Genomic DNA, 21,728 nt, shown 5'->3' with positions numbered 1-21,728 from the left:
GTCACGGGGTCCCTCCCTTCTCGTCTGCCTGGGTCTGCCCGTCTGCCTGGTTCTGCCGCACCTGTGCGTGTTGGGCGGCGAGCTTGTCCGCGGCCTTGCGGGCGGCGGCGATCTCCTTCGGTTCCTCGGCCCCGGGGTCGAGGGCGGGCGGCTCCGGCACGGTCCACATCCACTCACGGAGCTTGTCGCGCTCGTGGGTGAGTTCGTGGATGTCCGTCTCCGCGTACTCGAATTCGGGCGACCAGAACAGTGCGTCGAAGGGGCACACCTCGATGCAGATACCGCAGTACATGCAGAGGGAGAAGTCGATGGCGAAGCGGTCGAGGACGTTCCGGCTGCGCTCGCGGCCGCCGGGGGCCGCAGGTGGCGACGTCTCCTTGTGGGAGTCGATGTAGATGCACCAGTCGGGACACTCACGGGCGCAGAGCATGCAGACCGTGCAGTTCTCCTCGAACAGCCCGATGACGCCGCGGGAGCGGGGCGGGAGTTCGGGCTGGGTGTCCGGGTACTGCGCGGTGACGGTCTTCCTCGTCATCGTGCGCAGGGTGACGGCAAGGCCTTTGGCCAGGCCGGATCCGGGGATCGGGGGCATCAGCTGATCGCCACCTTCACGATGCCGGTGAGCGCGATCTGCGCGAGGGCGAGCGGGACGAGGGTGGTCCAGGCGAGCTTCTGCAACTGGTCCTCACGCAGGCGCGGGTAGCTGACGCGCAGCCAGATGACGACGAACGCGAGGAGGGCGGTCTTGAGGATGGTCCAGAGCCAGCCGAGTCCGTCGGCGCCGAACGGGCCGTGCCAGCCGCCGAGGAACAGGACGGTGGTCAGCGCGCACAGGACGACGATGCCCGCGTACTCGGCGAGGAGGAACAGGGCGAAGCGCAGACCGGTGTACTCGGTGTAAGCGCCGAAGATGATCTCGGAGTCGGCCACCGGCATGTCGAACGGCGGGCGCTGCAACTCGGCGAGACCGGCGACGAAGAAGACCAGGGCTCCGACGATCTGCCAGGGCAGCCACCACCACTCGAAGGCGTCGAGGATGCCGGTGAGCGAGACCGTACCGGCCGCCATGGCCACGGAGGCGGCGGTCAGAAGCATCGGCAGCTCGTAGGAGAGGAGCTGCGCGGCGGTACGGAGGCCGCCGAGGAGGGAGAACTTGTTGGCGGAGGCCCAGCCCGCCATGAGCGAACCGAGGACTCCGATGCCCATGACGGCGAGCACGAAGAAGATGCCCGCGTCGACGGCCTGACCGACCGCACCGTCGCCGGGGCCGACGGGGATGACCACGAGGACGAGGAGGTACGGGAGCAGGGCGACTGCGGGGGCGAGCTGGAAGACGCGGCGGTCGGCGGCGGCCGGGACCACGTCCTCCTTCTGCGCGAATTTCACACCGTCCGCGACGAGCTGGGCCCAGCCGTGGAAGCCGCCCGCGTACATGGGGCCCAGGCGGCCCTGCATATGGGCCATGACTTTGTGTTCCGTCTGGCCCACGAGGAGGGGGGCGACCAGGAACACGACGAAGACGATGGCCAGACGGAGGGCGACGTCGAGAACGTCGTTCACTCGGGATCGCCTCCGGCGGGGTGATCTGGGGCTGGGTGATCCGGGGCGGGGGCCGGCTTGTCAGGGGTGGCTTCGCCGGGTGTGGGGAGAGGTCCGTCCGTGGATTCGGGCTCGCCCGCGGACTCGGCGGTCTCGCCGGGGGTGGAGGGTTCGCCAAGGGCGGGGCCGCTGCGCGGGGCTTCTCCGCTGCCCGCCCCTTCCCGGACCGGGGGCTCCGCGCCCGTACCCCCGCTCTTCGAACGCCGGAGGGGCTGAGGAGGCGCGTCCCGCGATTCGGACTCCGGGCCCTCCGGTTCACCGAAGGCCGGTTGGGCGTCGTGCCACGGGGCGTCCGTGCCGCGCACCCGGGGCGGCGGCCCTGGAGCATCCCCGGGCGCGCCCGACGCCGGACGCTGACTGGCCGAACCGTCCGAGGCCGACCGGGAACGGCGCGCGGGGCCGGTCGGGGGTGCCACCGGGGCATCCGGGGGCACCTGCTGGCCGGCCGAGCCCTCGGCCGCGGGCCGGGAGCGGTGCGGGCGGGTCGTCGGGGGTGCCTGCGGGGGCGTGGTGGCCGTCGGCTGCGTGGTCGCCGAAGGCGCCTCCGGCGACGCGGGTGTCTCCACGCCGCTCGCCGCAGGGGCATCCGCGCCGGTCGTCGCGGGTGTCACCGCTCCGCCCGCCGTGGGGCGTTGTGCCGCCGAGCCCTCGCCCGCGGTGCGGGTGCGGCGGGGCGGGCGGTCGGCCGCGGGGCGGGCGGCTCGTCCCTGGCGGGCTGCGGTCGGGGGAAGGTGGCCCTTCAGAGGGCCCCATTCGTTCGGGTCGGGTACCCCGGGCGGGAGCATCGCGCGCCGCTTGGGACCGGTGTGGCCCTCCGCCGGCTCCCCCGGTTCCTTCGCCCCGGGCCAGGCCTTGGCGACGCGCGCGGCCAGGACGAAGTCCTTGCGCAGTGGATGGCCCTCGAAGCCTTCCGGCAGCAGCAGTGGTACGAGGTGGGGGTGACCGTCGAACGCGACGCCGAACATCTCGTGCGTCTCACGCTCGTGCCACGCGGCGCCCGCGTAGACGTCGATGGCGCTGGGCAGGATCGCCGCGTCGTGCGGCACGGTCGTGCGGACCATCAGCCGCCGCACCGTACCCGTGCCCAGGGCCGCCACATGGGCGCAGACGCGAAAGCCCGTGCCCGGTTCGTCCACGGCGCTGAGCCAGTCGAAATAGCTGCACCCGAGTTCGTCACGGGCGGTGCGCAGCGCGGCGAGCCAGGCGGCGGCGGGGACGTCGACGGTCAGCAGGTCGTACGCGGACTCCGCCGTGGCCTCTTCGCCGAACAGGTCGGTGACCGCGTCAGGCAGCCGGTCGTAGGCCTCGGCCGCGGATTCCGCGGGCTGGTCGCTGTCGCTCATCGCCGCTCCTCCTCCGGCGTCGCAGCCGGGGCCGGGGACGTCGAGGCCGGGCCCGGGGCCGGCGTCGCAGCCGGGGCCGGTGCCGTCGGGGCGGCCACCAGGCCACTGCGCAGGGCCTCGGCGGACGGGCCACCGCCCTTGGTCCCCGTGGCCCCGGTGGCGTACCGCTCGGCGAGTGATTCGCGCGCGATCTTCTCCTGGAGCTTGAGAATGCCCTGGAGCAGCGCCTCGGGCCGGGGCGGGCAGCCGGGTACGTACACATCGACGGGGATGATCTGGTCGACGCCCTTGGTCACGGAGTACGAGTCCCAGTAGGGGCCGCCGCAGTTGGAGCAGGCGCCGAAGGAGATGACGTACTTCGGTTCGGGCATCTGCTCGTAGAGCCGCTTCACGGCCGGGGCCATCTTGTCCGTCACCGTGCCGGACACGATCATGAGGTCGGCCTGACGGGGGCCGGGGGCGAACGGGATCACGCCGAGCCGGATGAAGTCGTGGCGTGCCATGGACGCGGCGATGAACTCGATGGCGCAGCAGGCGAGTCCGAAGTTGAAGACCCAGAGGCTGTAGCGGCGGCCCCAGTTGAGGACGACCTTCATCGGCTCCGGTGCGAGCCGGGAGAGCACGCCGAGACGCTTCGGCTCGGGAAGGAGGACCGGGTCGGACGGGGGCGGGGGCGCGGGCTGCTGCGACGCGGGGGTCGGCCGGCTCGTCAGGCCCATGCGAGGACGCCCTTCTTCCATGCGTAGAGCAGTCCCACGGCCAGGAAGCCGAGGAAGACAAACATTTCGACCAGGGTCGTCGCGCCGTATCCGGGCGCCGCGAACACCGTGGCCCACGGGAACAGGAAGATGGAGTCGACGGCGAAGATCACGTACAGGAACGCGTAGACGTAGTAACGGACCTGGGTATGTGCCCAGCCTTCGCCGACCGGGTCGACGCCGCATTCGTAGGTGAGGAGCTTCTCCGGGGTGGGAACGACGGGGCGCAGAAGGCGTCCGGCCCCGAAGGCCACGGCGACGAACAGGACTCCGACCAGGGCGAGCAGGCCGATGACCGAGTAGCTCTGGAAGTACTCCGAGGCGAGTGCGGTGTGTCCGTCCACCGGAACGCCGGACACCTCGGACACCTCGGACACCTCGGACACCTCAGTCACACCGGACACCTCGGGCACACCGGACACTCCGGTCGCGTCCACCACGTCGGCCACGCCGGCCGCGTCCGCCACGCCGACCACGTCCGTAACGTCGGCCACGTCCGCCCCTCTCGCTCCCTCGTCGCCCGCATCTTTCCCGTGTACCTGTTTCTGTACGCACGGGAGTCTAGAGCCTGCTAAACGGAGCGTAAGCAACCGCATCGGACATCAGGTGGGGTTATCCCCACTTCACCCCACCCATGAGCCCCATGGTGTGCGCGGGATGCGGCCCGGCAGGCTGTGGGTATGACTACGAGCCCTTCCGCGCCGGATCCCGACCCGCCGCCGCCCGCCCGCTTCGCCCTCGACCGGTGGACCTGGCGGGAGGTCGCGTTTCTGCTCGCCAATCTGCCGTTGGCCGTCGTCGGGTTCGTCTGCGCGGTGGTCGTGATCGCCGTCGGCGCCGGGCTCTCCGTCACCGTGATCGGGCTTCCGCTGCTGGTCGGCGGGCTCCAGGGTGCACGGCTGCTGGGGCGGCTGGAGCGGTGGCGGGTACGGCGGATGCTCGGTGTACGGGTCGAGGAGCCGAGTCCGCTGGCGCGCGGACACCAGGGGCAGGGGTTCTTCGTCCGGCTCTGGGCGGGGCTCAAGGACCCGGTGGGCTGGCGGGCGTTGCTGTACGGGTTCATCCGATTGCCGTGGGGGGTACTGACGTTCGCGGTGACGCTGGTGAGCCTGTTCGTCCTGTGGCCGGTGCTGCCGTTCATCACGCGGGGGCTGACGGCGGTGGACCGGGCGATGGCGCGCGGGCTGCTGTCACCCTCGGACGAACTGGAGCGGCGCATCGCCGAGCTGGAGTCGGACCGGGGCGTGGTCGTGGACACCGCCGCCGCCGACCTGCGCCGGATCGAGCGCGACCTGCACGACGGAGCCCAGGCCCGCCTGGTCGCCCTCGCCATGGGGCTCGGCCTGGCGAAGGAGAAGCTCACCGACGACCCCGAAGCCGCGGCCCGCATGGTCGACGAGGCCCACGGCGAGATCAAGGTCGCCCTCCAGGAGCTGCGCGACCTGGCCCGCGGGATCCACCCCGCCGTCCTCACCGACCGGGGCCTGGACGCCGCGCTCTCCGCCATCGCCTCCCGCTGCACGGTCCCGGTCAAGGTGTCGGTGGGACTTCGGGGACGGCCGGCGGAGGCCATCGAGGGCATCGCGTATTTCACCGTCTCGGAGCTGCTCCAGAACATCAGCAAGCACAGTGGGGCACAGTCGGCCTCCGCCGACGTGTGGCGTTCGGGGGACCGGTTGATGCTCCAGGTCAGGGACGACGGCGGGGGCGGGGCCCGGATGGACGGCGGTACGGGGCTGGCGGGGCTCGCCGAGCGGCTCGACGCGGTCGACGGGGTGCTCGTCCTGGACTCGCCGGTGGGCGGGCCGACGACCGTCACCGCCGAGCTGCCCTGGCGCGACCGGACCGCCGGCCGACCGGCCGCCTGACCGCCCGCTCGGACCACCCGGAGGTGAGGGCGACCTCACCCCCGACCACCCGGGGGTTTTCCCCACCCCCGACCACCCGGGGTGGGGAAAACCCCCGGGTGGATACGGAGAGAGACCTCATGGTGCGGAAGGCCGCCGGCCAGCACCCTTGAGGGAGAACGGTCCGGAGTGCCGGGCCTCCTCCGGCGCCATCGCGGCGCGGGCCCCACGCACAGCCCACTGAGAGACTGAGACAGAGACGGAACGGACGGGACTCATGGCCACGGCATACGGACCGGACACGCGGAACCGGGAGCATCAGGGCTCCGGCCCCGGCTTCGGGGCGAAGACCCCGACGAAGCACTTCCTCCCGGCGCCGTTGCGTGCGCCGCTGGAGGCCCGTGCCTGGCGCGAGTTGCTCTACGCGCTGCTGAGCTTCCCGCTCAGCACCGTGATGTTCGTCTTCGCGATCACCATGACGTCGATGAGCGCGGGCCTGCTGATCACCTTCATAGGAATTCCGGTTCTCGCGGCCGGTCTCGCCGTGTGCCGGGGCTTCGGCGCACTGGAGCGGCACCGGGCGCGCGGGCTGCTGCGGGTGGAGGTGGCGGATCCGGAGCGGGTGCGGGGGAAGACCGGCGGCCCGCTCTCCTGGATGGGCGCGGTCCTGAAGAGCGGGGTGTCCTGGCGGCACCTGCTGTACACGCTGCTGCACTTCCCGTGGGCCACGTTCACGTTTGTCATCGCGATCACGTTCTGGACATACGGCCTGGCGGCGCTGACGTATCCGCTGTGGTTCTGGCTCTTCCCGGTGTTCGGGGGTCCCGACGGCATCCAGCTGTACGGGGACAGCACCCATCAGGAGCATCTGGACTCGCCCGGCGAGCTGGCTGTGACCGGGGCGGTCGGCCTGGCGCTCGTGCTGGCCGCACCGTGGATCGTGCGGGGTCTGCTCACGGTGGACCGGCTGATGGTCACCGGTCTGCTGGGCCCGTCCCGGCTGGCCACCCGGGTGTCCGAGCTGGAGTCGGACCGGGGCGTGGTCGTGGACACCGCCGCCGCCGACCTGCGCCGGATCGAGCGCGACCTGCACGACGGAGCCCAGGCCCGCCTGGTCGCCCTCGCCATGGATCTGGGCCTGGCGAAGGAGAAGCTCGCCGACGACCCCGAAGCCGCGGCCCGCATGGTCGACGAGGCCCACGGCGAGGTGAAGGTGGCCCTCCAGGAGCTGCGCGATCTGGCCCGGGGGATCCACCCCGCCGTCCTGACCGACCGGGGCCTGGACGCCGCGCTCTCCGCGATAGCCTCCCGCTGCACCGTGCCCGTGACGGTCGAGGTGGACCTGGAGTCGCGGCCCGCGCAGGCGATCGAGGGCATCGCGTACTTCACCGTCTCGGAGCTGCTCCAGAACATCAGCAAGCACGCCCGTGCGACCCGGGCCTCGGTCGATGTGTGGCGGGCGGCCGACCGGTTGATGCTCCAGGTCACCGACAACGGCCGGGGCGGGGCGTCACCCGCCTCGGGCGGCGGCCTGGCGGGGCTGACGGAGCGGCTGGACGCCGTGGACGGGGTCCTTGTGGTCGACTCCCCGGTCGGCGGCCCGACGACGGTCACGGCCGAGCTGCCCTGGCGCGGCTGACCCGAACGCGGAGCCTCTCCTCTCCAGCTCTCCCGTCATGTCCCTGCTCCGCATACGTACGCCCCTTCGCCCGGCCTCACGGTCCGGCGGCGGGGCGTACAGCCGTGACCGTCCGGGACGTACAGCCGCCCCTGCCCGGGGCGTACGAGCCGTACTGCCGGTCCATGTGGTTATCCACAGGGCCCCCATCCGTCTCCGGGTCCTGGGATGCTTGTGCGGTCGGGGCGCGGTGCGCGGTGGTTGGGCGTGGTGCGTGCGGGGTCGCGGGGAACGCGGCATTTTCGGAACAGTGGGGGACTCGCAGTCGTGGAGAACGTGGAGAACAGGGTGCGCGTGGTCATCGCCGAGGATTCGGTCCTGCTCCGGGAGGGGCTCACCCGTCTGCTCACCGACCTCGGGCACGACGTGGTCGCGGGGGTCGGTGACGCGGAGGCGCTGCTCAAGACCGTGGCGGACCTCGACGCCCAGCAGGCGCTTCCCGATGTGGTGGTCGCCGATGTGCGGATGCCGCCGACGCACACCGACGAGGGTGTGCGCGCGGCGGTGCGGCTGCGGAAGGACTACCCGGACATCGGGGTGCTGGTCCTCTCCCAGTACGTGGAGGAGCAGTACGCCACCGAGCTGCTGGCGGGCAGCAGCCGCGGGGTGGGGTATCTGCTGAAGGACCGGGTGGCCGAGGTCCGCGAGTTCGTGGACGCCGTCGTCCGGGTGGCGCAGGGCGGGACGGCGCTGGACCCGGAAGTGGTGGCGCAGTTGCTGGGCCGCAGCCGAAAGCAGGACGTGCTGGCCGGGCTGACGCCGCGCGAGCGGGAGGTCCTGGGCCTGATGGCCGAGGGCCGGACGAATTCCGCCGTCGCCCGGCAGCTCGTGGTGAGCGACGGGGCGGTCGAGAAGCACGTCAGCAACATCTTCCAGAAGCTGGGGCTCTCGCCCAGCGACGGGGACCACCGGCGCGTCCTCGCCGTGCTGACCTACCTGAATTCCTAGACATCTGACACCCTGTCAGATGTCTGCGAGGGGGCAGATACACGCAGAGACGGAGCGCGGGCCGCCGACGGCCGCACACCGGAAGCGCCCCCGGAGCACTCCGGGAGCGCTCCGGGGGCACTGCGGGCATCACACAGGCCCAGAGGGGTGTCCGGCGGGCGCCGGACGGGCACCTCTGATCAAGAAAGGACCGACGGAGGCCCGGGCGACCGAGGGAGGCCCAGGACAAAAGGCTTAGGGAGCGGCCGCCTCCATCTCGCCCTCAAGGGGCCCACAAAAAGCGACAAACCTTACTCAAAGGGTGTCTCAAAACAGCGTCCACCATATGATCGATCCCTGGAGGGCCACCTACGCGGACGTAGGGTGGCCTCTGGGATCGCCGGCTGGCCGGACGGTTCCGAACCGCCGCCCCAAGGGAGGTCCAGTTCAGTGACGAGCCAGGTCAGTAGCGCGGCAGAGAAGGCCGATGAGGCCAACGACGCCGTCCTCGGGGGCCAGCGAGCCCCCCTGTCAGGTACGACGGGAACCACGGACGGCGACGGGAAGGAGATCCGTCGCCTGGACCGGGTGATCATCCGTTTCGCGGGCGATTCGGGTGACGGTATGCAGCTCACGGGCGACCGGTTCACCGCGGAGACCGCTTCCTTCGGCAACGATCTCTCCACGCTGCCGAACTTCCCGGCCGAGATCCGCGCCCCCGCAGGCACCCTGCCGGGGGTCTCTTCCTTCCAGTTGCACTTTGCCGATCATGACATTCTGACCCCGGGCGACGCCCCCAACGTGCTGGTCGCGATGAACCCGGCAGCGTTGAAGGCGAACATCGACGATGTTCCGCGCGGCGCGGAGATCATCGTGAACACCGATGAGTTCACCAAGCGGCCGATGGCGAAGGTGGGGTACGCGACCAGTCCGCTGGAGGACGGTTCGCTGGAGGCCTACAACGTCCACCCGGTGCCGTTGACAACGCTGACGCTGGAGGCGTTGAAGGAGTTCGGGCTCTCCCGCAAGGAGGCCGAGCGGTCCAAGAACATGTTCGCGCTGGGTCTGCTGTCGTGGATGTACCACCGGCCGACCGAGGGCACGGAGACGTTCCTGCGGCAGAAGTTCGCGAAGAAGCCGCAGATCGCCGAGGCGAACGTCGCAGCCTTCCGCGCGGGGTGGAATTTCGGTGAGACGACCGAGGACTTCGCGGTCTCCTACGAGGTCGCCCCGGCCTCGCAGGCCTTCCCCGCCGGCACCTACCGCAACATTTCGGGGAACCTCGCTCTGTCCTACGGGCTGATCGCGGCCGGGCAGCTGGCGGAACTGCCGTTGTATCTGGGGTCGTATCCGATCACTCCGGCGTCGGACATCCTGCATGAGCTGTCGCGGCACAAGAACTTCGGTGTGCGGACGTTCCAGGCGGAGGACGAGATCGCCGGGATCGGTGCGGCGCTGGGTGCGGCGTTCGGCGGGGCACTGGGCGTCACGACGACGTCCGGCCCGGGGGTGGCTCTGAAGTCGGAGACGATCGGGCTGGCGGTCTCCCTGGAGCTGCCGCTGCTGATCATCGACATCCAGCGGGGCGGGCCGTCGACCGGGCTGCCGACCAAGACCGAGCAGGCCGATCTGCTGCAGGCGATGTTCGGCAGGAACGGTGAGGCCCCGGTCCCGATCGTGGCTCCGCAGACGCCGGCGGACTGCTTCGACGCCGCGATCGACGCGGCCCGGATCGCCCTGACCTACCGCACCCCGGTCTTCCTGCTCTCCGACGGCTATCTCGCCAACGGCTCCGAGCCGTGGCGGATCCCGGAGACGTCGACCCTGCCCGACCTGAAGACCCCCTTCGCCACGGGCCCGAACCACACGCTCGCGGACGGCACGGAGGTGTTCTGGCCCTACAAACGCGACCCAGGGACCCTGGCCCGCCCGTGGGCGGTCCCCGGTACGGCCGGCCTGGAGCACCGTATCGGCGGTATCGAGAAGCAGGACGGCACGGGCAACATCTCCTACGACCCGGCCAACCACGACCTCATGGTCCGCACCCGCCAGGCCAAGATCGACGGCATCGAGGTCCCCGACCTCCAGGTCGACGACCCCGCCGGGGCCCGCACCCTGGTGCTCGGCTGGGGATCGACGTACGGGCCGATCACCGCGGCGGTTCGCCGGCTGCGGGCCGAGGGGGCGCCCATCGCCCAGGCCCACCTGCGCCATCTCAACCCCTTCCCGAAGAACCTCGGCGAGGTGCTGAAGCGCTACGACAAGGTCGTCGTCCCCGAGATGAACCTCGGCCAGCTCGCCATGCTGCTCAGGGCGAAGTATCTGGTGGACGCCCACAGCTACAACCAGGTCAACGGAATGCCGTTCAAGGCCGAGCAGCTCGCCACGGCCCTCAAGGAGGCCATCGATGCCTGACTCCGACGAACTGCTCCACAACGACCTGCTGCAACTGGTGCCCAAGGCCGAGGCCAAGCAGTCCATGAAGGACTTCAAGTCCGACCAGGAAGTGCGCTGGTGCCCCGGCTGCGGCGACTACGCCGTCCTGGCCGCCGTCCAGGGGTTCATGCCGGAGCTGGGCCTCGCGAAGGAGAACATCACCTTCGTCTCCGGCATCGGCTGCTCCTCCCGCTTCCCGTACTACATGAACACCTACGGGATGCACTCCATCCACGGCCGCGCCCCCTCGATCGCGACGGGACTCGCCACCTCGCGCCGCGACCTGTCGGTCTGGGTCGTGACCGGTGACGGCGACGCCCTCTCCATCGGCGGCAACCACCTCATCCACGCCCTGCGCCGCAACGTCAACCTCAAGATCCTGCTCTTCAACAACCGGATCTACGGGCTGACGAAGGGCCAGTACAGCCCCACCTCCGAGCTGGGCAAGATCACCAAGTCGACGCCGATGGGGTCGCTCGACGCGCCGTTCAATCCGGTGTCCCTCGCCATCGGCGCGGAAGCGACGTTCGTGGCGCGCACGGTCGACTCCGACCGTAAGCACCTCACCAGCGTGCTGCGCGCGGCCGCCGAGCACTCGGGCACGGCACTGGTGGAGATCTACCAGAACTGCAACATCTTCAACGACGGCGCTTTCGAGGCCCTGAAGGACAAGGAACAGGCCGCCGAGGCCGTCATCCGCCTCGAACACGGCAGGCCGATCCTCTTCGGCTCCCAGGAGCCCAAGGGCGTCGTGCGCGATCCGGCCACCGGTGACCTCACCGTCGTGGCCGTCACCGAAGAGAACCGCTCACAGGTCCTCGTCCACGACGCCCACGCGGAATCGCCCACGACGGCGTTCGCACTGTCCCGGATCGCCGACACCGACACCCTGCACCACACCCCCATCGGGGTGCTGCGCAGCGTCGAGAGGCCCGTCTACGACACGCTGATGTCCGACCAGCTCGACGCCGCCGTCGAGCAGAACGGCAAGGGCGACCTCGGCTCGCTCCTCGCCGGCAACGACACCTGGACCGTCGTCGGCTGAGGCCGGACCAGGACCGTACGCACGCCGCCCGGGGCCCGGGCCCGATCCCTCACGGGGGTCGGGCCCGGGCCCCGTCGTATGCCTCGCGCGCCGCCCGCACCGAACCGCACCGCCGATCCGGCCCCGGCCCTCGCCCGCGCCTGTCCTGCCCGTCCCGCCGGTCTCACCTGTCCCGCGCCTGTCCCGCCCCAGCCAGCGCAGTCGTGTCATGAGTGTTTCCGTGAGACGGCTATGACACGAAGCCCTTCCGGCGCTACCGTCGTGCCGTCGGCGGATCCGCCGACGCGGGCGGGCCGGGAGGGCACGTGGAGGGGAAGAACGAACAGCGGACAGGTCTGCTGTACGGCATCGGCGCGTACGGGATGTGGGGCCTGGTCCCGCTGTTCTGGCCGCTGCTCAAGCCGTCCGGGGCGATCGAGATCCTCGCGCACCGGATGGTCTGGTCGCTCGGCGTCGTCGCCGTCGCCCTGCTGGTCGTACGCCGCTGGGCCTGGATCGGCGAACTGGTCCGCGACCGGCGCAAGCTGGGCCTGATATCGGTCGCGGCGGCGACCATCACGGTCAACTGGGGCCTCTACATCTGGGCCGTGAACAACGGCCAGGTCGTCGAGGCCTCGCTCGGCTACTTCATCAATCCGCTGGTCACCATCGCCATGGGCGTCCTGCTGCTGGGCGAACGGCTGCGGCCGGTCCAGTGGACGGCGGTCGCCACGGGCCTGGTAGCCGTCCTCGTGCTGGCGATCGGGTACGGCAAGCCGCCCTGGGTCTCGCTGGTGCTGGCGTTCTCCTTCGCCACCTACGGTCTGGCGAAGAAGAAGGTGAACATGGGCGGCCTGGAGTCCCTGGCCGCCGAGACCGCCGTGCTCTTCGTACCCGCGCTCGGCTTCCTGCTCTGGCTCGCCGCCACCGGCGGATCGACGTTCACGTCCGGGGGTGCGGGGCACGGATTCCTGCTCGCCGCGACGGGCATCGTCACCGCCGTGCCCCTGATCTGCTTCGGCGCGGCGGCCGTCCGGGTGCCGCTGTCCACGCTGGGGCTGCTCCAGTATCTGGCCCCGGTCTTCCAGTTCGGGCTGGGCGTCCTGTACTTCAACGAGTCGATGCCGCCCGAGCGGTGGGCCGGGTTCGCCCTGGTCTGGCTGGCGCTGTCGCTGCTGACCTGGGACGCGCTGCGGAACGCCCGGCGCAACCGGGTCCTGGCGCTGAAGCTGCTGGCGACGGCCGCCGCCGCACCCGAGGCTGCGGCCCCGGCTCCGGCGCCCACCACCCCGGACCTCACCACCCCGGGCCCCCCGACCGTCACGGCCTCGGACTCCACACAAAAGATTACCTAGTTGCTTTTCTTACTCGGTTACGTTTCTCTGGTCCTGGATGGACGGGAAGCGTGACCGAGGGAGAAGCATGGGCATGACCGACGTACTCATCGTGGGAGCGGGACCCACCGGGCTGGTGCTCGCCTGCGAGCTGGCCCGGCGCGACGCGGCCGTACGGATCGTGGACCGGTCCCCCGCCCCGCCGCGCACCTCGCGCGCCAAGGGCCCCAACCCCCGGTCGCTGGAGATCCTGGACGATCTCGGGGTGGCGGAGGAGGTGCTCGCCGCCGGTTCGGCCCCGCTGCCGATGCTCAAGTACCGCGACCGTCTCCCGGTCGCGGAGGCCGATCCCTGGGCGGACTCCGCACCGTCCCCGGACGCCCCCTACGACCGGGGGTGGCTGATCGCCCAGTGGCGGCTGGAGGGGATCCTCCGCGACCGACTGGCCGGGTACGGCGTCCGCGTCGAGACGGGCCGCGAGGTCGTGGGGCTGACGCGGGGCCGGGCCGAGAACGGGGGCGACGGGGGCCATGTCGACATCACGTACGCCGACGGGTCGGCCGGGCGGGCGCGGTACGCCGTCGGCTGCGACGGCGCCCACAGCTCCGTACGGAAGCTGCTCGGCATCGGGTTCGAGGGGACCACCGACGAGGACCAGGTGATGGTCTGCGGCGATGTCGACCTGGCCGAGGGCGCCCTGGACCGTACCCGCTGGCACCAGTGGTTCGACGAGGACGGGGCGGTGATGCTCTGCCCGATCCCCGGTACGCGGACGGGCTGGTGGTTCCAGGCCGGGCCGGAGCGGGACGGGCGGGGGCGGCCTCTCGCGCCGACCGCCGACGGGTTCCGGCGGCTGCTCGCCCACCACACCGCTCTGCCCGGCCGGGACCTGACGCGGGCCGAGCTGCTGTCGACGTACCGGGTCAACGTGCGGATGGCGGACCGGTTCCGCGCCGGGCGGGTCTTCCTCGCGGGCGACGCGGCGCACGTGCACGCCATCGCGGGAGGCCTCGGGATGAACACCGGCATCCAGGACGCGTTCAACCTGGGCTGGAAACTGGGTCTGGTGCTCGCCGGTCACGCGGACGCGGAGCTGCTGGACACCTATGAGGAGGAGCGGCTTCCGGTGGCCGCCCGGACCCTGGACCTCACCTCGGAGCGGCTGCGGGCCACCCTGGAGGCGATCCGCAGCCCCGGCGGCGGCCTGGACGCGGCGATCACTTCCGACACCACCGGCCTGGGCGTCGGCTACCGCTGGAGCTCCCTCGCCTCCGGTGGCCGGGCGCCGGCGGCCGGGAAGCGCGGCCCGTACGCCGGGGACCGCGCCCCCGACGCCCCCTGCGCCGACGCCGCGACCGGGGAGCGGACCCGGCTGCACCGCGTCTTCGCGGGCCCCCGCACCACCGTCCTCGGCTTCGGCCCCGCGAGCGCGGCGGTCCTGCGCGAGGCGGCGGACGCGTACGGCGACGCCGGGGTGCGGGTCTGCCGGGTGTACGCGGCGCACGAGGACCGGGCCGGAGCGGAGCCGGGAGCGGTGGTCGACGACGCGGGCCACGCGGCCGACGCGTACGGAACGGGACCCTCCGGCGGTACGGGCACGGGCACCGTCGTGGTCGTCCGCCCCGATCACCACGTGGGTGTGTCCGCCCCGGCGGACGACGCCCGCTCCGTACGGGAGTATCTGCGCCGGCTCCACGGAACGGGCCGGCCCGGGGAACGGTCCCCCGGCATGGTGGACGCCGTGCGGTAAAGGCTGATTGAGTGCCCGGATGGGGACTGTCCTGGGGGCCATGAGGAACGTGCGGTGGCACGAGTTGCAGCACGCGTACGGCTCCGCGTCCCAGGTTCCCGGTGTGCTGTCACGGATCGCCTGGGGTGACGCGCCGACCTCGGACGAGGCCCTGAGCGATCTGGAGCGCTGGATCGGCACCCCGCCCGTCTTCGATTCGACGGCGGCGACGGTGCCGTTCCTCTGGGAGCTGGCGACGACGGACACGGTCAGGGACCGGGCGGGCGTCCTGGACCTGCTCGCCACGATCCTGGCCGCCGGGAACGCCGAGCACCCGGCGTGGACCCGCGCCGCGCACGAGGCGGTGGCGGCGGGCCGCGCCACCGCCGCCCGGCTGTCCGCCGCACCCGCCACGCCCGGGGGCGGGGGCCCTCCCCCGGCGCGGACCCTACGCGCGGCGGCCACGCGCCTGCTGGCCGCGATCGACCGGCACACCTGCCACGCCTGCGGCGGCCTCCCCCACCCGCGCGAGGCGTAGGCGATACGGCTCCGGGCGGCACGCGAAGCTGCGGCTCCGGCGGCGCGCGGGCGGAGCCGTACCTTCCGGAGACCGCGCCCGGTATAAACGGCTCCCATGACACAGACACTGTCCTGGAAGCTCGTGATCGACAGCGCCGACCCGCACGCCCAGGCCGGGTTCTGGGCGGCGACCCTGGGCTATCTCGTCGAGGACAACAGCCCGCTGGTCGAGCAACTGCTCGCGGCCGGAGCCGTACCGGAGGCCGTCACGACCCACGCCCACGGGCGCCGCGCCTGGCTCGACCTCGCGGCGGCCCGGCATCCGGACGACCCGTACGACGAGGTCAGCGGTACGGGGCAGGGGCGGCGGCTGCTGTTCCAGCGGGTACCGGAGCCGAAGACGGTGAAGAACCGCCTCCACATCGACGTCCACTCCGCGCCGGGGCGGCGCGACGCGGAGGCGGAGCGGCTGCTGGGGCTGGGCGCGCGGGCGGTGCGCACGGTCGACGAGCAGGGCGGGAGCTGGATCATCATGGCGGACCCTGAGGACAACGAGTTCTGCCTGAGCTGACCCAGGGGCCCCCGTAGTTGGTCCGGCTCCCGTGCTCGGCTCGTCGTGCGAAGGCCCCGCCTCCGGACAACCTGGCCGAGCCGGGCCCAAGCCGGGCGGGGCGCGGCCTCAGGGCGCTGCCCCGGCGCCCCCGTCGCGGTCCCGCCGCACCTCTTCCCGGATCCGCTCCGCCATCAGATCGGCGAGCGGGTCCGTCACGTCCCAGGAGTGCGCCGCCGGGTGCCGGTCGTACAACACGCAGGCATCGCCCTCCTTCACGGACAGCCGGTGGATGACGGCCGGGCACGGCAGCAGTTCCGTGAACCGGAACTTCCGGCACTCATCGGCCTCGGTCCAGAACATCCACAGATCCCGCCCGGCCCGGGCCGAAGCCGACCAGAGCTGGGCCGCGTGCTCGGTCGCCCCGCCGTGCTCGCCGAGTTCACAGAGCAGGAACTCGTCCAGGTCGGGCGCTTCCGACGCCGCGCCCGGCCCGCCCGGCAGGCCCATCAGCGCAACGCGCGCGCCCATCTCGGGAAGTTCGGTGAAGGCGGTGCACTGCAACATGGCGCTCATCCTTGCCAGTGAGGGGTGAGGGAAGCGGGGGAAGGGGAGAGCGGGCGCATGACGAGCCCGTACCAGGACGCGGCGTCCCGGGCGACGAACTCGTACGGCAGCCCGCCCGCGAGCCGCCCCAGCGCGTAGTCGTGCTCACGGAAACTGTCCGCCCAGGAACGGAGTTCGGCCGGTGCGTCGCGCGGGCCCACCGCGCCGACCGGGTACAGCGCACGGGCCGGAGCCCAGGGGGCGTACGAGTCCGGGTCGAGCGCGTCCGCGAGGCGCCGGGCCTGCCTCCGCAGCCAGCACAGGGCCAGCCGCCGCGTCGGGGCGAGGATCCCGCCGAGCCGGACGGACCGCGCCGCGTCGCCACCGTGGCTCTCCGCGACGTACCAAGTGCACTGCCGAAGCGCGGCGTTCACAGGACCTCACCCCGGCTGCGGGCGTTGAGCCGCGCGGTCCTGGCCCGGAGCTGCTCCATGAGGAGCGCGGGCCGGACCCGGCACGGCTCGGCCTCCCACTCGGCCCCGCCACCCACGGGCCGCAGCGACCAGTAGGGGCCCGCGACCCCACGGAACTCCCCCACACGGTCACCACGAGCGGTGTCCACCATGAGCGTGCCAAGGGCCGGGAGGCCGGGGGGTTCTTGCGCATTCGGACAGACGTTCTCGCCGTACACCGATCGCTCCTCTCTGTAGTCATTTGACTACCGGGGCGATTCAGCGTGACCTACCGTGAAGTGTCATTCAACCTGCCTATTCGGCACGGAAGATCGGGGGCGAGGTTCGTGAACGTCAAGGAGTTGAACCCGGAAAGCTCGGCTCAGGCGGCCTACGGAGCACGTCTGCGCGAGTTACGGGAGAAGCGGGGCTGGACGCAGGAGGTCCTGGGGGACCACAACGGCTACTCCAGTACGCATATCTCGTCGGTGGAAACCGGTCGCAAACTCGCTACCTTGCGCTTTTCGCGCAGTACGGACCGGGCGCTGGGGCTCAGCGGGACCGAGGCGTCGTTCGAGCGCGAGTTGGGCCAGATCAAGCACGGCAGCCTGCTGGAGGGCTTTCCGGAGTTCCTCGGTTACGAGCGCCGGGCGGCGGAGATCCGGCTGTACGAGGTCGGCGTCATCCCGGGGCTGCTCCAGACCCCGGAGTACGCCAGGGTTCTGGCGGACAGTGCCGTCAGGCGACAGGCGATCACCGCCGACCAGGCGCAGGAGCGGGTCGCGCTGGTCGCGGAGCGTCAGGCGGCCCTGGTCCGGGAGAAGCCGCCCCTGATCTTCGCGACGCTGGACGAGAGCTGCATCCGCAGGCCGGTCGGCGGACCGGAGGTCATGAGGGCGCAGATGGACCGCCTCATCGAGTTCGCCGAGCAGCCCAACACCGTGCTCCAGGTCGCGCCGTTCGCCATGGGCGAGCTCCGCCCGTTCAATCTGCCGATCTATGTCCTGACCATGCCCGACCGCTCGCTCATGTCGTACGCCGAGTCCGCACAACAGGGCTATCTGGAGCGTGAAAGTGCCTCGGTGGTACCGCATTTGACGGCCTACCATCAGATGCAGGCGGTTGCACCCTCCCAGGCCGCGTCCGTAGACATGTTCAGGCAGTTGCGAAAGGGCATCCAGTGACAACCGAGACCCCCCGTTGGTTCACGTCCTCCTACAGCGACAACGGCGGCGCGTGCGTCGAGGTCGCCACCAACCTCGCCACCCCGCACGGCATCGTCCCCGTCCGCGACTCCAAGCACGTGAGCGGCCCGGCCCTCACCGTCCCCGCCGCCGCGTTCAGCGCCTTCGTGGCGGGCGTCCGGGCCGGGGGCTTCGGCACCGTCTGAGCCACCCGGGCCGGGCAGGCCAACAGCCCCACCGTGCGGGCACGGTGGGGCTTTCCGTTGGCCGAGAAGAGAGCAGCGCCCTGGTTTCCCGTTCCGGAAACCAGAGGGTCTTGCTCAGAGTCCCGCAGACCGGAATCATCAGGAGGAACATCACCACCGGCAGAGGGGAACGCCCGTGAAGGTGAACGTGCTGGCGACAACATGCGAAAAGAAGAACTGCCCGACTATCTACACGACGGATCGGGGCACCATCCTCGTTCAGGGCGAGACTCCGACAGGTCATGGGCTCATGATTCCGGCCCACGAAACCCTCGTCGAGATCCCTATGGAACTGATCCGCAAAGCGTTCGGAGACCAGCTCAGTGCCTAAGACTCTGGGAGACATGTTCGACGACTTCACGCACGAAGCGTTCCGACTGGAAACGCTCGACGATTACGGCCGGTCAGGCAACGTGGACGCTTACCAGCTGTTCCTCGATGGGCAACCAAAGCCGAAAGGCTATAATTCCGACTGGCTCGACGAGGTACGCAAGCATGTCGACGCCGGGCAGAGGATGTACCGCGTGCACGTGGTATCGCGCCCGCTCACGCCCTATCTGCGGTACGAACTGGGTTGGGGCTACACCACAAACAGAGCCGCCGGCGAGGAGTTCTTCATCCTGGACGTGACCGAGCGGCCCAGCCCTCTGGGTGACGTGGGCGATTTCTGGCTGTTCGACTCCGTCACCGCAGCACCCATGAGCTACACCGAAGACGGCGCTTTCACCGGAGCTGATGTGCTTCCCGCCGACCAAGCCGACAAGTACGTCGCGATCAGGGACACCGCACTCGCTCACGCCGTGCCCTTCTCCGACTGGTGGGCAGAACACGGTCAGTGAATCGGTCCGAGTTGGGCGTCGCGCTGCGGCTGCTGCGGAACGCCTCCGGCATGGAGGCCAAAGCAGTTGCCCGCAGCGCTGTCATGTCGCCGAGCAAGCTCAGCAGGATCGAAACGGGAAAGATCTCCCCGAGCGCGGAAGACGTCGACCGCATCATGACAGCGATCGGCGTCTCGGACGACGTCAAGACTGAATACATGGATGCCGCCCGTGCCGCCGCGACAGAAGCCACGGCCTGGCGACTGATCCAGCGGGCAGGTCTCCACAAGGCCCAGCAGCATCTCCGGGACGTGGAGGCCGGGATGAGTCAGCTGCGCCTGTTCCAGCCCGCCCTGGTGCCTGGGTTGCTTCAGACGCCGGAATACATCAAGGCCGTCCTGACTCGCTACAAGGATCTGACCGAGGAGACAGTACGCCGCACGGCCAGTGCTCGCATCGATCGGCAAGAGGTTCTGTACGACGAGACCAAGACGCTCCAGTTCACTGTCACCGAGCCGGTACTTCGCTGGTTGATCGTCCCTCCTGCACTCATGGTCGGCCAGCTCGACCGGCTGGCTTCGGTCTCCCGACTGCCGAACGTAGATATGCGCATCGTGCCGCTCCGCGGGCGGAAGTACGACATCGCGAACCATGCTTTCGTCATTCGGGATGACCGCATTGTGACCGTCGAGACCGTCCACGCGGAGATCGTTGTCACTGATCCTCAGGATGTCGCACAGTACGTAGAGAAATTTGAAGGATTCAGCAGTACTGCAATTGCTGGCGACGACATGAGGGGTCTGCTCGCAGATATCCGGGACGAGTTTTTGCGCGAGCAGGAAACCGGCTAGGACCCGAGATCTCATTCGGGCACCATTGCTGCCGTACAACCAGTCGACGGCTCTCCCAGGGCCGCCATGGACCGGGAAAGGCACAAGCAATGACCGACCTGTACAGGCTCCCTATCGACGGGGCCGAGTTCTCCAAGGCCTGCGGCGGCAATACGCACCCCGACGGCGAGTCATGCGTGACCCTCGCCCGGATCGGGCCGGACGCCTGGGCCGTCGGCGACAGCAAGCGCCCTGACGCCGAACCGCTGCGCTTCAGCACGGCGGAGCCGGCCGCGGCGGGCATCGACCCCGGCCGCTTCGACCTCTCCGCCTGACTCCAGGCACCACCCGAACCGGCGGCCCCGCCCTCCAGACCCATGGGCGGGGCCGTACGGTTCTGCGCCCAGGGAACGAGGGACCGCGTGCACCACCACGGCTTCGCCTGGGTCGGAGAGAAGGCGACGTTCGACAAGGAGAGCCTGCGACGACCGCCGGGCCGGGCTCCGACGGCAAGCAGCGAGAAGGACGTGCACGACCGGCACCGGGAAGCCGTGGCCGCTTTCCCCGCCTCGGACGTGCCACCGATCCAGACGGCTCACTGGCTCAGGAAACCGGCGTCGATGATCCGTGGAACCTGGGTGGATTCCCAGGAGGCCGGCGCCTGGCTGGAACAGCAACTCGACGCGTTCGCCGCACGGTTCGGTTCTCACCAGGACCGAGAGGCCGACCGGCTGGCGCTGCTCGTCAGGGGCGCGGTCGAACGGCTGGCGGAAGGCGGCGATGTCTCCCTCGGTCACTATCTGAAGGGCACGGTCTTCCATTCCGTCGCCGTGGTGACCTGCTCACCGAACCGCGCCGCCCCCGATCTGCCCTGCCCCGCCGGGCAGGCCCGATGCGGTGCCGATGAGGACTCCCGGGACGACCGCGCATGGGGGAACGGGCGAACGCGGCCCGGTTCCTGAGGGGCGAGGGCAAGCCGCCCGGCCACAACACGCGCCGGCACGAGCGGATCCGGGGGTACGAAGCGGCCGGACGCGGCACCGGACGGGGACGGGCCGTCCGGCAGCCACTCACGGACTGCCAGCGCTACCGGTTCGCCTGGGACCTCGGCCTCCCGGGCTGAGCGAACGGTCCGGCCAACCGCCGCCGCCCGCATCGCCCTTGACAGCTTCACCCCTCGCAGCATGCAATATATTGCATGCCAGTTCCGCAGAACCGAGGTCTCGTCTCCCGGTCGCTCCTCCGGGAGAGCGCCTACCGGGCCATCCGTGACGCCATCGTCGACGGCACTCTCGCGCCCGGTGAACGTCTCAACGACGGCGACCTGGTCGGCTGGCTCGGGGTCAGCCGTACGCCGGTGCGCGAGGCGCTGGCGCGGCTGGAGCAGGCGGGGCTGGTGCAGACGAAGCCCGGCCGCTACACCATCGTGAGCCCGCTCGACGTCCGCGCCGTGCGGGCCGCGCAGTCGGTCACCTCCGCCATGCACGAACTGGCCGTACGGGAGGCGGTTCCGCAGCTGGACGCGGTCGAGCTCGACGCCATGCGCGAGGCCAACACCCGTTTCGCCGACGCCCTGCGGCGCAACGACGCCGAGGCGGCGCTGGAGGCCGACGACGCCTTCCACCGGGTCACCGTGACCGCCTGCGCCAACGAGGCCGTCGCCACCGTCCTCGATCAGTTCACGCCCGTGCTGCGACGCCTGGAGCGGCTGCGCTTCTCCTCGCTGAGCGGGCGCGGGTCGGTCGCCCAGCACGACCGGATCATCGCGCTGTGCGCGGCCGGGGACGTCGAGGGAGCGGTGGCCGCCACCCGGGCGAACTGGCAGACGCTGCTGCCGCTGCTCGACGCCACCCCCTGAACGCCCTTCACCACGCGGCCCGCCGCAGGGCCGTGCCGGACCCACCCACGA

The 21,728-nt window shown here is 70.8% G+C and carries 26 protein-coding genes; 18 read left to right on the top strand and 8 right to left on the bottom strand.

Features of this window, described 5'->3' with window-relative positions; genetic code table 11:
- Position 1 precedes the first annotated feature (1 nt).
- Genes ACZ60Q_RS19330 through ACZ60Q_RS19310 form a run of 5 tightly spaced genes read right to left on the bottom strand, consistent with a single transcriptional unit; the run spans position 2 to position 4,086 of the window.
- Positions 2-592: a NuoI/complex I 23 kDa subunit family protein gene (locus ACZ60Q_RS19330; RefSeq protein ID WP_469635733.1), complete on the bottom strand. Its 591-nt coding sequence runs from the start codon at positions 590-592 to the stop codon at positions 2-4.
- Positions 592-1,560: a complex I subunit 1/NuoH family protein gene (locus tag ACZ60Q_RS19325; protein ID WP_469635730.1), complete on the bottom strand. Its 969-nt coding sequence runs from the start codon at positions 1,558-1,560 to the stop codon at positions 592-594. The genes ACZ60Q_RS19330 and ACZ60Q_RS19325 overlap by 1 nt, the downstream gene beginning before the upstream one ends.
- Complete coding sequence (locus ACZ60Q_RS19320; protein WP_469635727.1) at positions 1,557-2,942, bottom strand: NADH-quinone oxidoreductase subunit C; 1,386 nt, start codon at positions 2,940-2,942, stop codon at positions 1,557-1,559. The genes ACZ60Q_RS19325 and ACZ60Q_RS19320 overlap by 4 nt, the downstream gene beginning before the upstream one ends.
- On the bottom strand, positions 2,939-3,661 hold the full coding sequence (locus tag ACZ60Q_RS19315) for an NADH-quinone oxidoreductase subunit B (RefSeq protein ID WP_469635724.1): 723 nt from the start codon (positions 3,659-3,661) through the stop codon (positions 2,939-2,941). Before ACZ60Q_RS19315 ends, ACZ60Q_RS19320 begins: the two co-directional genes overlap by 4 nt.
- Complete coding sequence (locus ACZ60Q_RS19310) at positions 3,652-4,086, bottom strand: NADH-quinone oxidoreductase subunit A (RefSeq protein ID WP_469635941.1); 435 nt, start codon at positions 4,084-4,086, stop codon at positions 3,652-3,654. Before ACZ60Q_RS19310 ends, ACZ60Q_RS19315 begins: the two co-directional genes overlap by 10 nt.
- A gap of 294 nt (positions 4,087-4,380) precedes the next feature.
- On the opposite strand from ACZ60Q_RS19310, the gene ACZ60Q_RS19305 reads away from it, so the two are divergent.
- The 9 genes from ACZ60Q_RS19305 (at position 4,381) to ACZ60Q_RS19265 (ending at position 15,765) form a co-directional block, all read left to right on the top strand.
- On the top strand, positions 4,381-5,568 hold the full coding sequence (locus tag ACZ60Q_RS19305) for a sensor histidine kinase (RefSeq protein ID WP_469635722.1): 1,188 nt from the start codon (positions 4,381-4,383) through the stop codon (positions 5,566-5,568).
- A 256-nt stretch (positions 5,569-5,824) separates the two neighbouring features.
- Complete coding sequence (locus ACZ60Q_RS19300; protein ID WP_469635719.1) at positions 5,825-7,186, top strand: sensor histidine kinase; 1,362 nt, start codon at positions 5,825-5,827, stop codon at positions 7,184-7,186.
- 327 nt (positions 7,187-7,513) lie between these two features.
- On the top strand, positions 7,514-8,173 hold the full coding sequence (locus ACZ60Q_RS19295) for a response regulator transcription factor (protein WP_265603865.1): 660 nt from the start codon (positions 7,514-7,516) through the stop codon (positions 8,171-8,173).
- A gap of 429 nt (positions 8,174-8,602) precedes the next feature.
- Complete coding sequence (locus ACZ60Q_RS19290) at positions 8,603-10,567, top strand: 2-oxoacid:acceptor oxidoreductase subunit alpha (protein ID WP_469635716.1); 1,965 nt, start codon at positions 8,603-8,605, stop codon at positions 10,565-10,567.
- On the top strand, positions 10,560-11,633 hold the full coding sequence (locus tag ACZ60Q_RS19285) for a 2-oxoacid:ferredoxin oxidoreductase subunit beta (RefSeq protein ID WP_469635713.1): 1,074 nt from the start codon (positions 10,560-10,562) through the stop codon (positions 11,631-11,633). Before ACZ60Q_RS19290 ends, ACZ60Q_RS19285 begins: the two co-directional genes overlap by 8 nt.
- Before the next feature lie 305 nt (positions 11,634-11,938).
- Positions 11,939-12,967 (top strand): EamA family transporter RarD, encoded by a 1,029-nt coding sequence (gene rarD / locus ACZ60Q_RS19280; RefSeq protein WP_469635710.1) that lies wholly within the window; start codon positions 11,939-11,941, stop codon positions 12,965-12,967.
- Between the two features lie 67 nt (positions 12,968-13,034).
- A complete protein-coding gene (locus ACZ60Q_RS19275) occupies positions 13,035-14,696 on the top strand; it encodes an FAD-dependent monooxygenase (RefSeq protein WP_469635707.1) in 1,662 nt (553 codons plus the stop codon).
- Positions 14,697-14,715: 19 nt separating this feature from the next.
- On the top strand, positions 14,716-15,213 hold the full coding sequence (locus ACZ60Q_RS19270; RefSeq protein WP_469635704.1) for a hypothetical protein: 498 nt from the start codon (positions 14,716-14,718) through the stop codon (positions 15,211-15,213).
- A 96-nt stretch (positions 15,214-15,309) separates the two neighbouring features.
- Positions 15,310-15,765 carry a VOC family protein gene (locus ACZ60Q_RS19265; RefSeq protein WP_469635701.1) on the top strand — a complete coding sequence of 152 codons (456 nt, stop codon included), beginning with the start codon at positions 15,310-15,312 and terminating at the stop codon, positions 15,763-15,765.
- 108 nt (positions 15,766-15,873) lie between these two features.
- Here the strand turns inward: ACZ60Q_RS19265 and ACZ60Q_RS19260 are convergent, their stop codons facing one another.
- Genes ACZ60Q_RS19260 through ACZ60Q_RS19250 form a run of 3 tightly spaced genes read right to left on the bottom strand, consistent with a single transcriptional unit; the run spans position 15,874 to position 16,981 of the window.
- Positions 15,874-16,311 (bottom strand): hypothetical protein, encoded by a 438-nt coding sequence (locus tag ACZ60Q_RS19260; protein WP_469635698.1) that lies wholly within the window; start codon positions 16,309-16,311, stop codon positions 15,874-15,876.
- Between the two features lie 5 nt (positions 16,312-16,316).
- A complete protein-coding gene (locus ACZ60Q_RS19255) occupies positions 16,317-16,724 on the bottom strand; it encodes a hypothetical protein (RefSeq protein ID WP_469635696.1) in 408 nt (135 codons plus the stop codon).
- On the bottom strand, positions 16,721-16,981 hold the full coding sequence (locus ACZ60Q_RS19250; RefSeq protein WP_469630787.1) for a hypothetical protein: 261 nt from the start codon (positions 16,979-16,981) through the stop codon (positions 16,721-16,723). Before ACZ60Q_RS19250 ends, ACZ60Q_RS19255 begins: the two co-directional genes overlap by 4 nt.
- A gap of 108 nt (positions 16,982-17,089) precedes the next feature.
- Between ACZ60Q_RS19250 and ACZ60Q_RS19245 the strand changes: the two genes are divergently transcribed.
- The 9 genes from ACZ60Q_RS19245 (at position 17,090) to ACZ60Q_RS19205 (ending at position 21,677) form a co-directional block, all read left to right on the top strand.
- Positions 17,090-17,926: a helix-turn-helix domain-containing protein gene (locus tag ACZ60Q_RS19245; protein WP_469635693.1), complete on the top strand. Its 837-nt coding sequence runs from the start codon at positions 17,090-17,092 to the stop codon at positions 17,924-17,926.
- Positions 17,923-18,132 (top strand): DUF397 domain-containing protein, encoded by a 210-nt coding sequence (locus tag ACZ60Q_RS19240; protein WP_469635690.1) that lies wholly within the window; start codon positions 17,923-17,925, stop codon positions 18,130-18,132. The genes ACZ60Q_RS19245 and ACZ60Q_RS19240 overlap by 4 nt, the downstream gene beginning before the upstream one ends.
- 175 nt (positions 18,133-18,307) lie before the next feature.
- On the top strand, positions 18,308-18,502 hold the full coding sequence (locus ACZ60Q_RS19235; protein ID WP_469635688.1) for a hypothetical protein: 195 nt from the start codon (positions 18,308-18,310) through the stop codon (positions 18,500-18,502).
- A 13-nt stretch (positions 18,503-18,515) separates the two neighbouring features.
- Entirely contained in the window at positions 18,516-19,010 is a 495-nt protein-coding gene (locus ACZ60Q_RS19230) for a DUF6879 family protein (RefSeq protein WP_469635685.1), read from the top strand.
- 11 nt (positions 19,011-19,021) lie between these two features.
- Positions 19,022-19,840, top strand: coding sequence for a helix-turn-helix domain-containing protein (locus ACZ60Q_RS19225; protein WP_469635682.1), 819 nt, complete (start codon positions 19,022-19,024; stop codon positions 19,838-19,840).
- Between the two features lie 89 nt (positions 19,841-19,929).
- Positions 19,930-20,154, top strand: coding sequence for a DUF397 domain-containing protein (locus ACZ60Q_RS19220; RefSeq protein ID WP_469635679.1), 225 nt, complete (start codon positions 19,930-19,932; stop codon positions 20,152-20,154).
- An 87-nt stretch (positions 20,155-20,241) separates the two neighbouring features.
- On the top strand, positions 20,242-20,781 hold the full coding sequence (locus ACZ60Q_RS19215) for a hypothetical protein (protein WP_469635676.1): 540 nt from the start codon (positions 20,242-20,244) through the stop codon (positions 20,779-20,781).
- Complete coding sequence (locus ACZ60Q_RS19210; RefSeq protein ID WP_469635673.1) at positions 20,748-20,942, top strand: DUF6879 family protein; 195 nt, start codon at positions 20,748-20,750, stop codon at positions 20,940-20,942. Before ACZ60Q_RS19215 ends, ACZ60Q_RS19210 begins: the two co-directional genes overlap by 34 nt.
- A gap of 75 nt (positions 20,943-21,017) precedes the next feature.
- Positions 21,018-21,677: a GntR family transcriptional regulator gene (locus ACZ60Q_RS19205; RefSeq protein WP_469635670.1), complete on the top strand. Its 660-nt coding sequence runs from the start codon at positions 21,018-21,020 to the stop codon at positions 21,675-21,677.
- Positions 21,678-21,728 lie beyond the last annotated feature (51 nt).

It is taken from the genome of Streptomyces sp. NPDC104313, assembly GCF_055583985.1.
The sequence above is the reverse complement of the archived record's forward strand: the minus strand, read 5'-3'. Positions and strand labels throughout refer to the sequence as shown.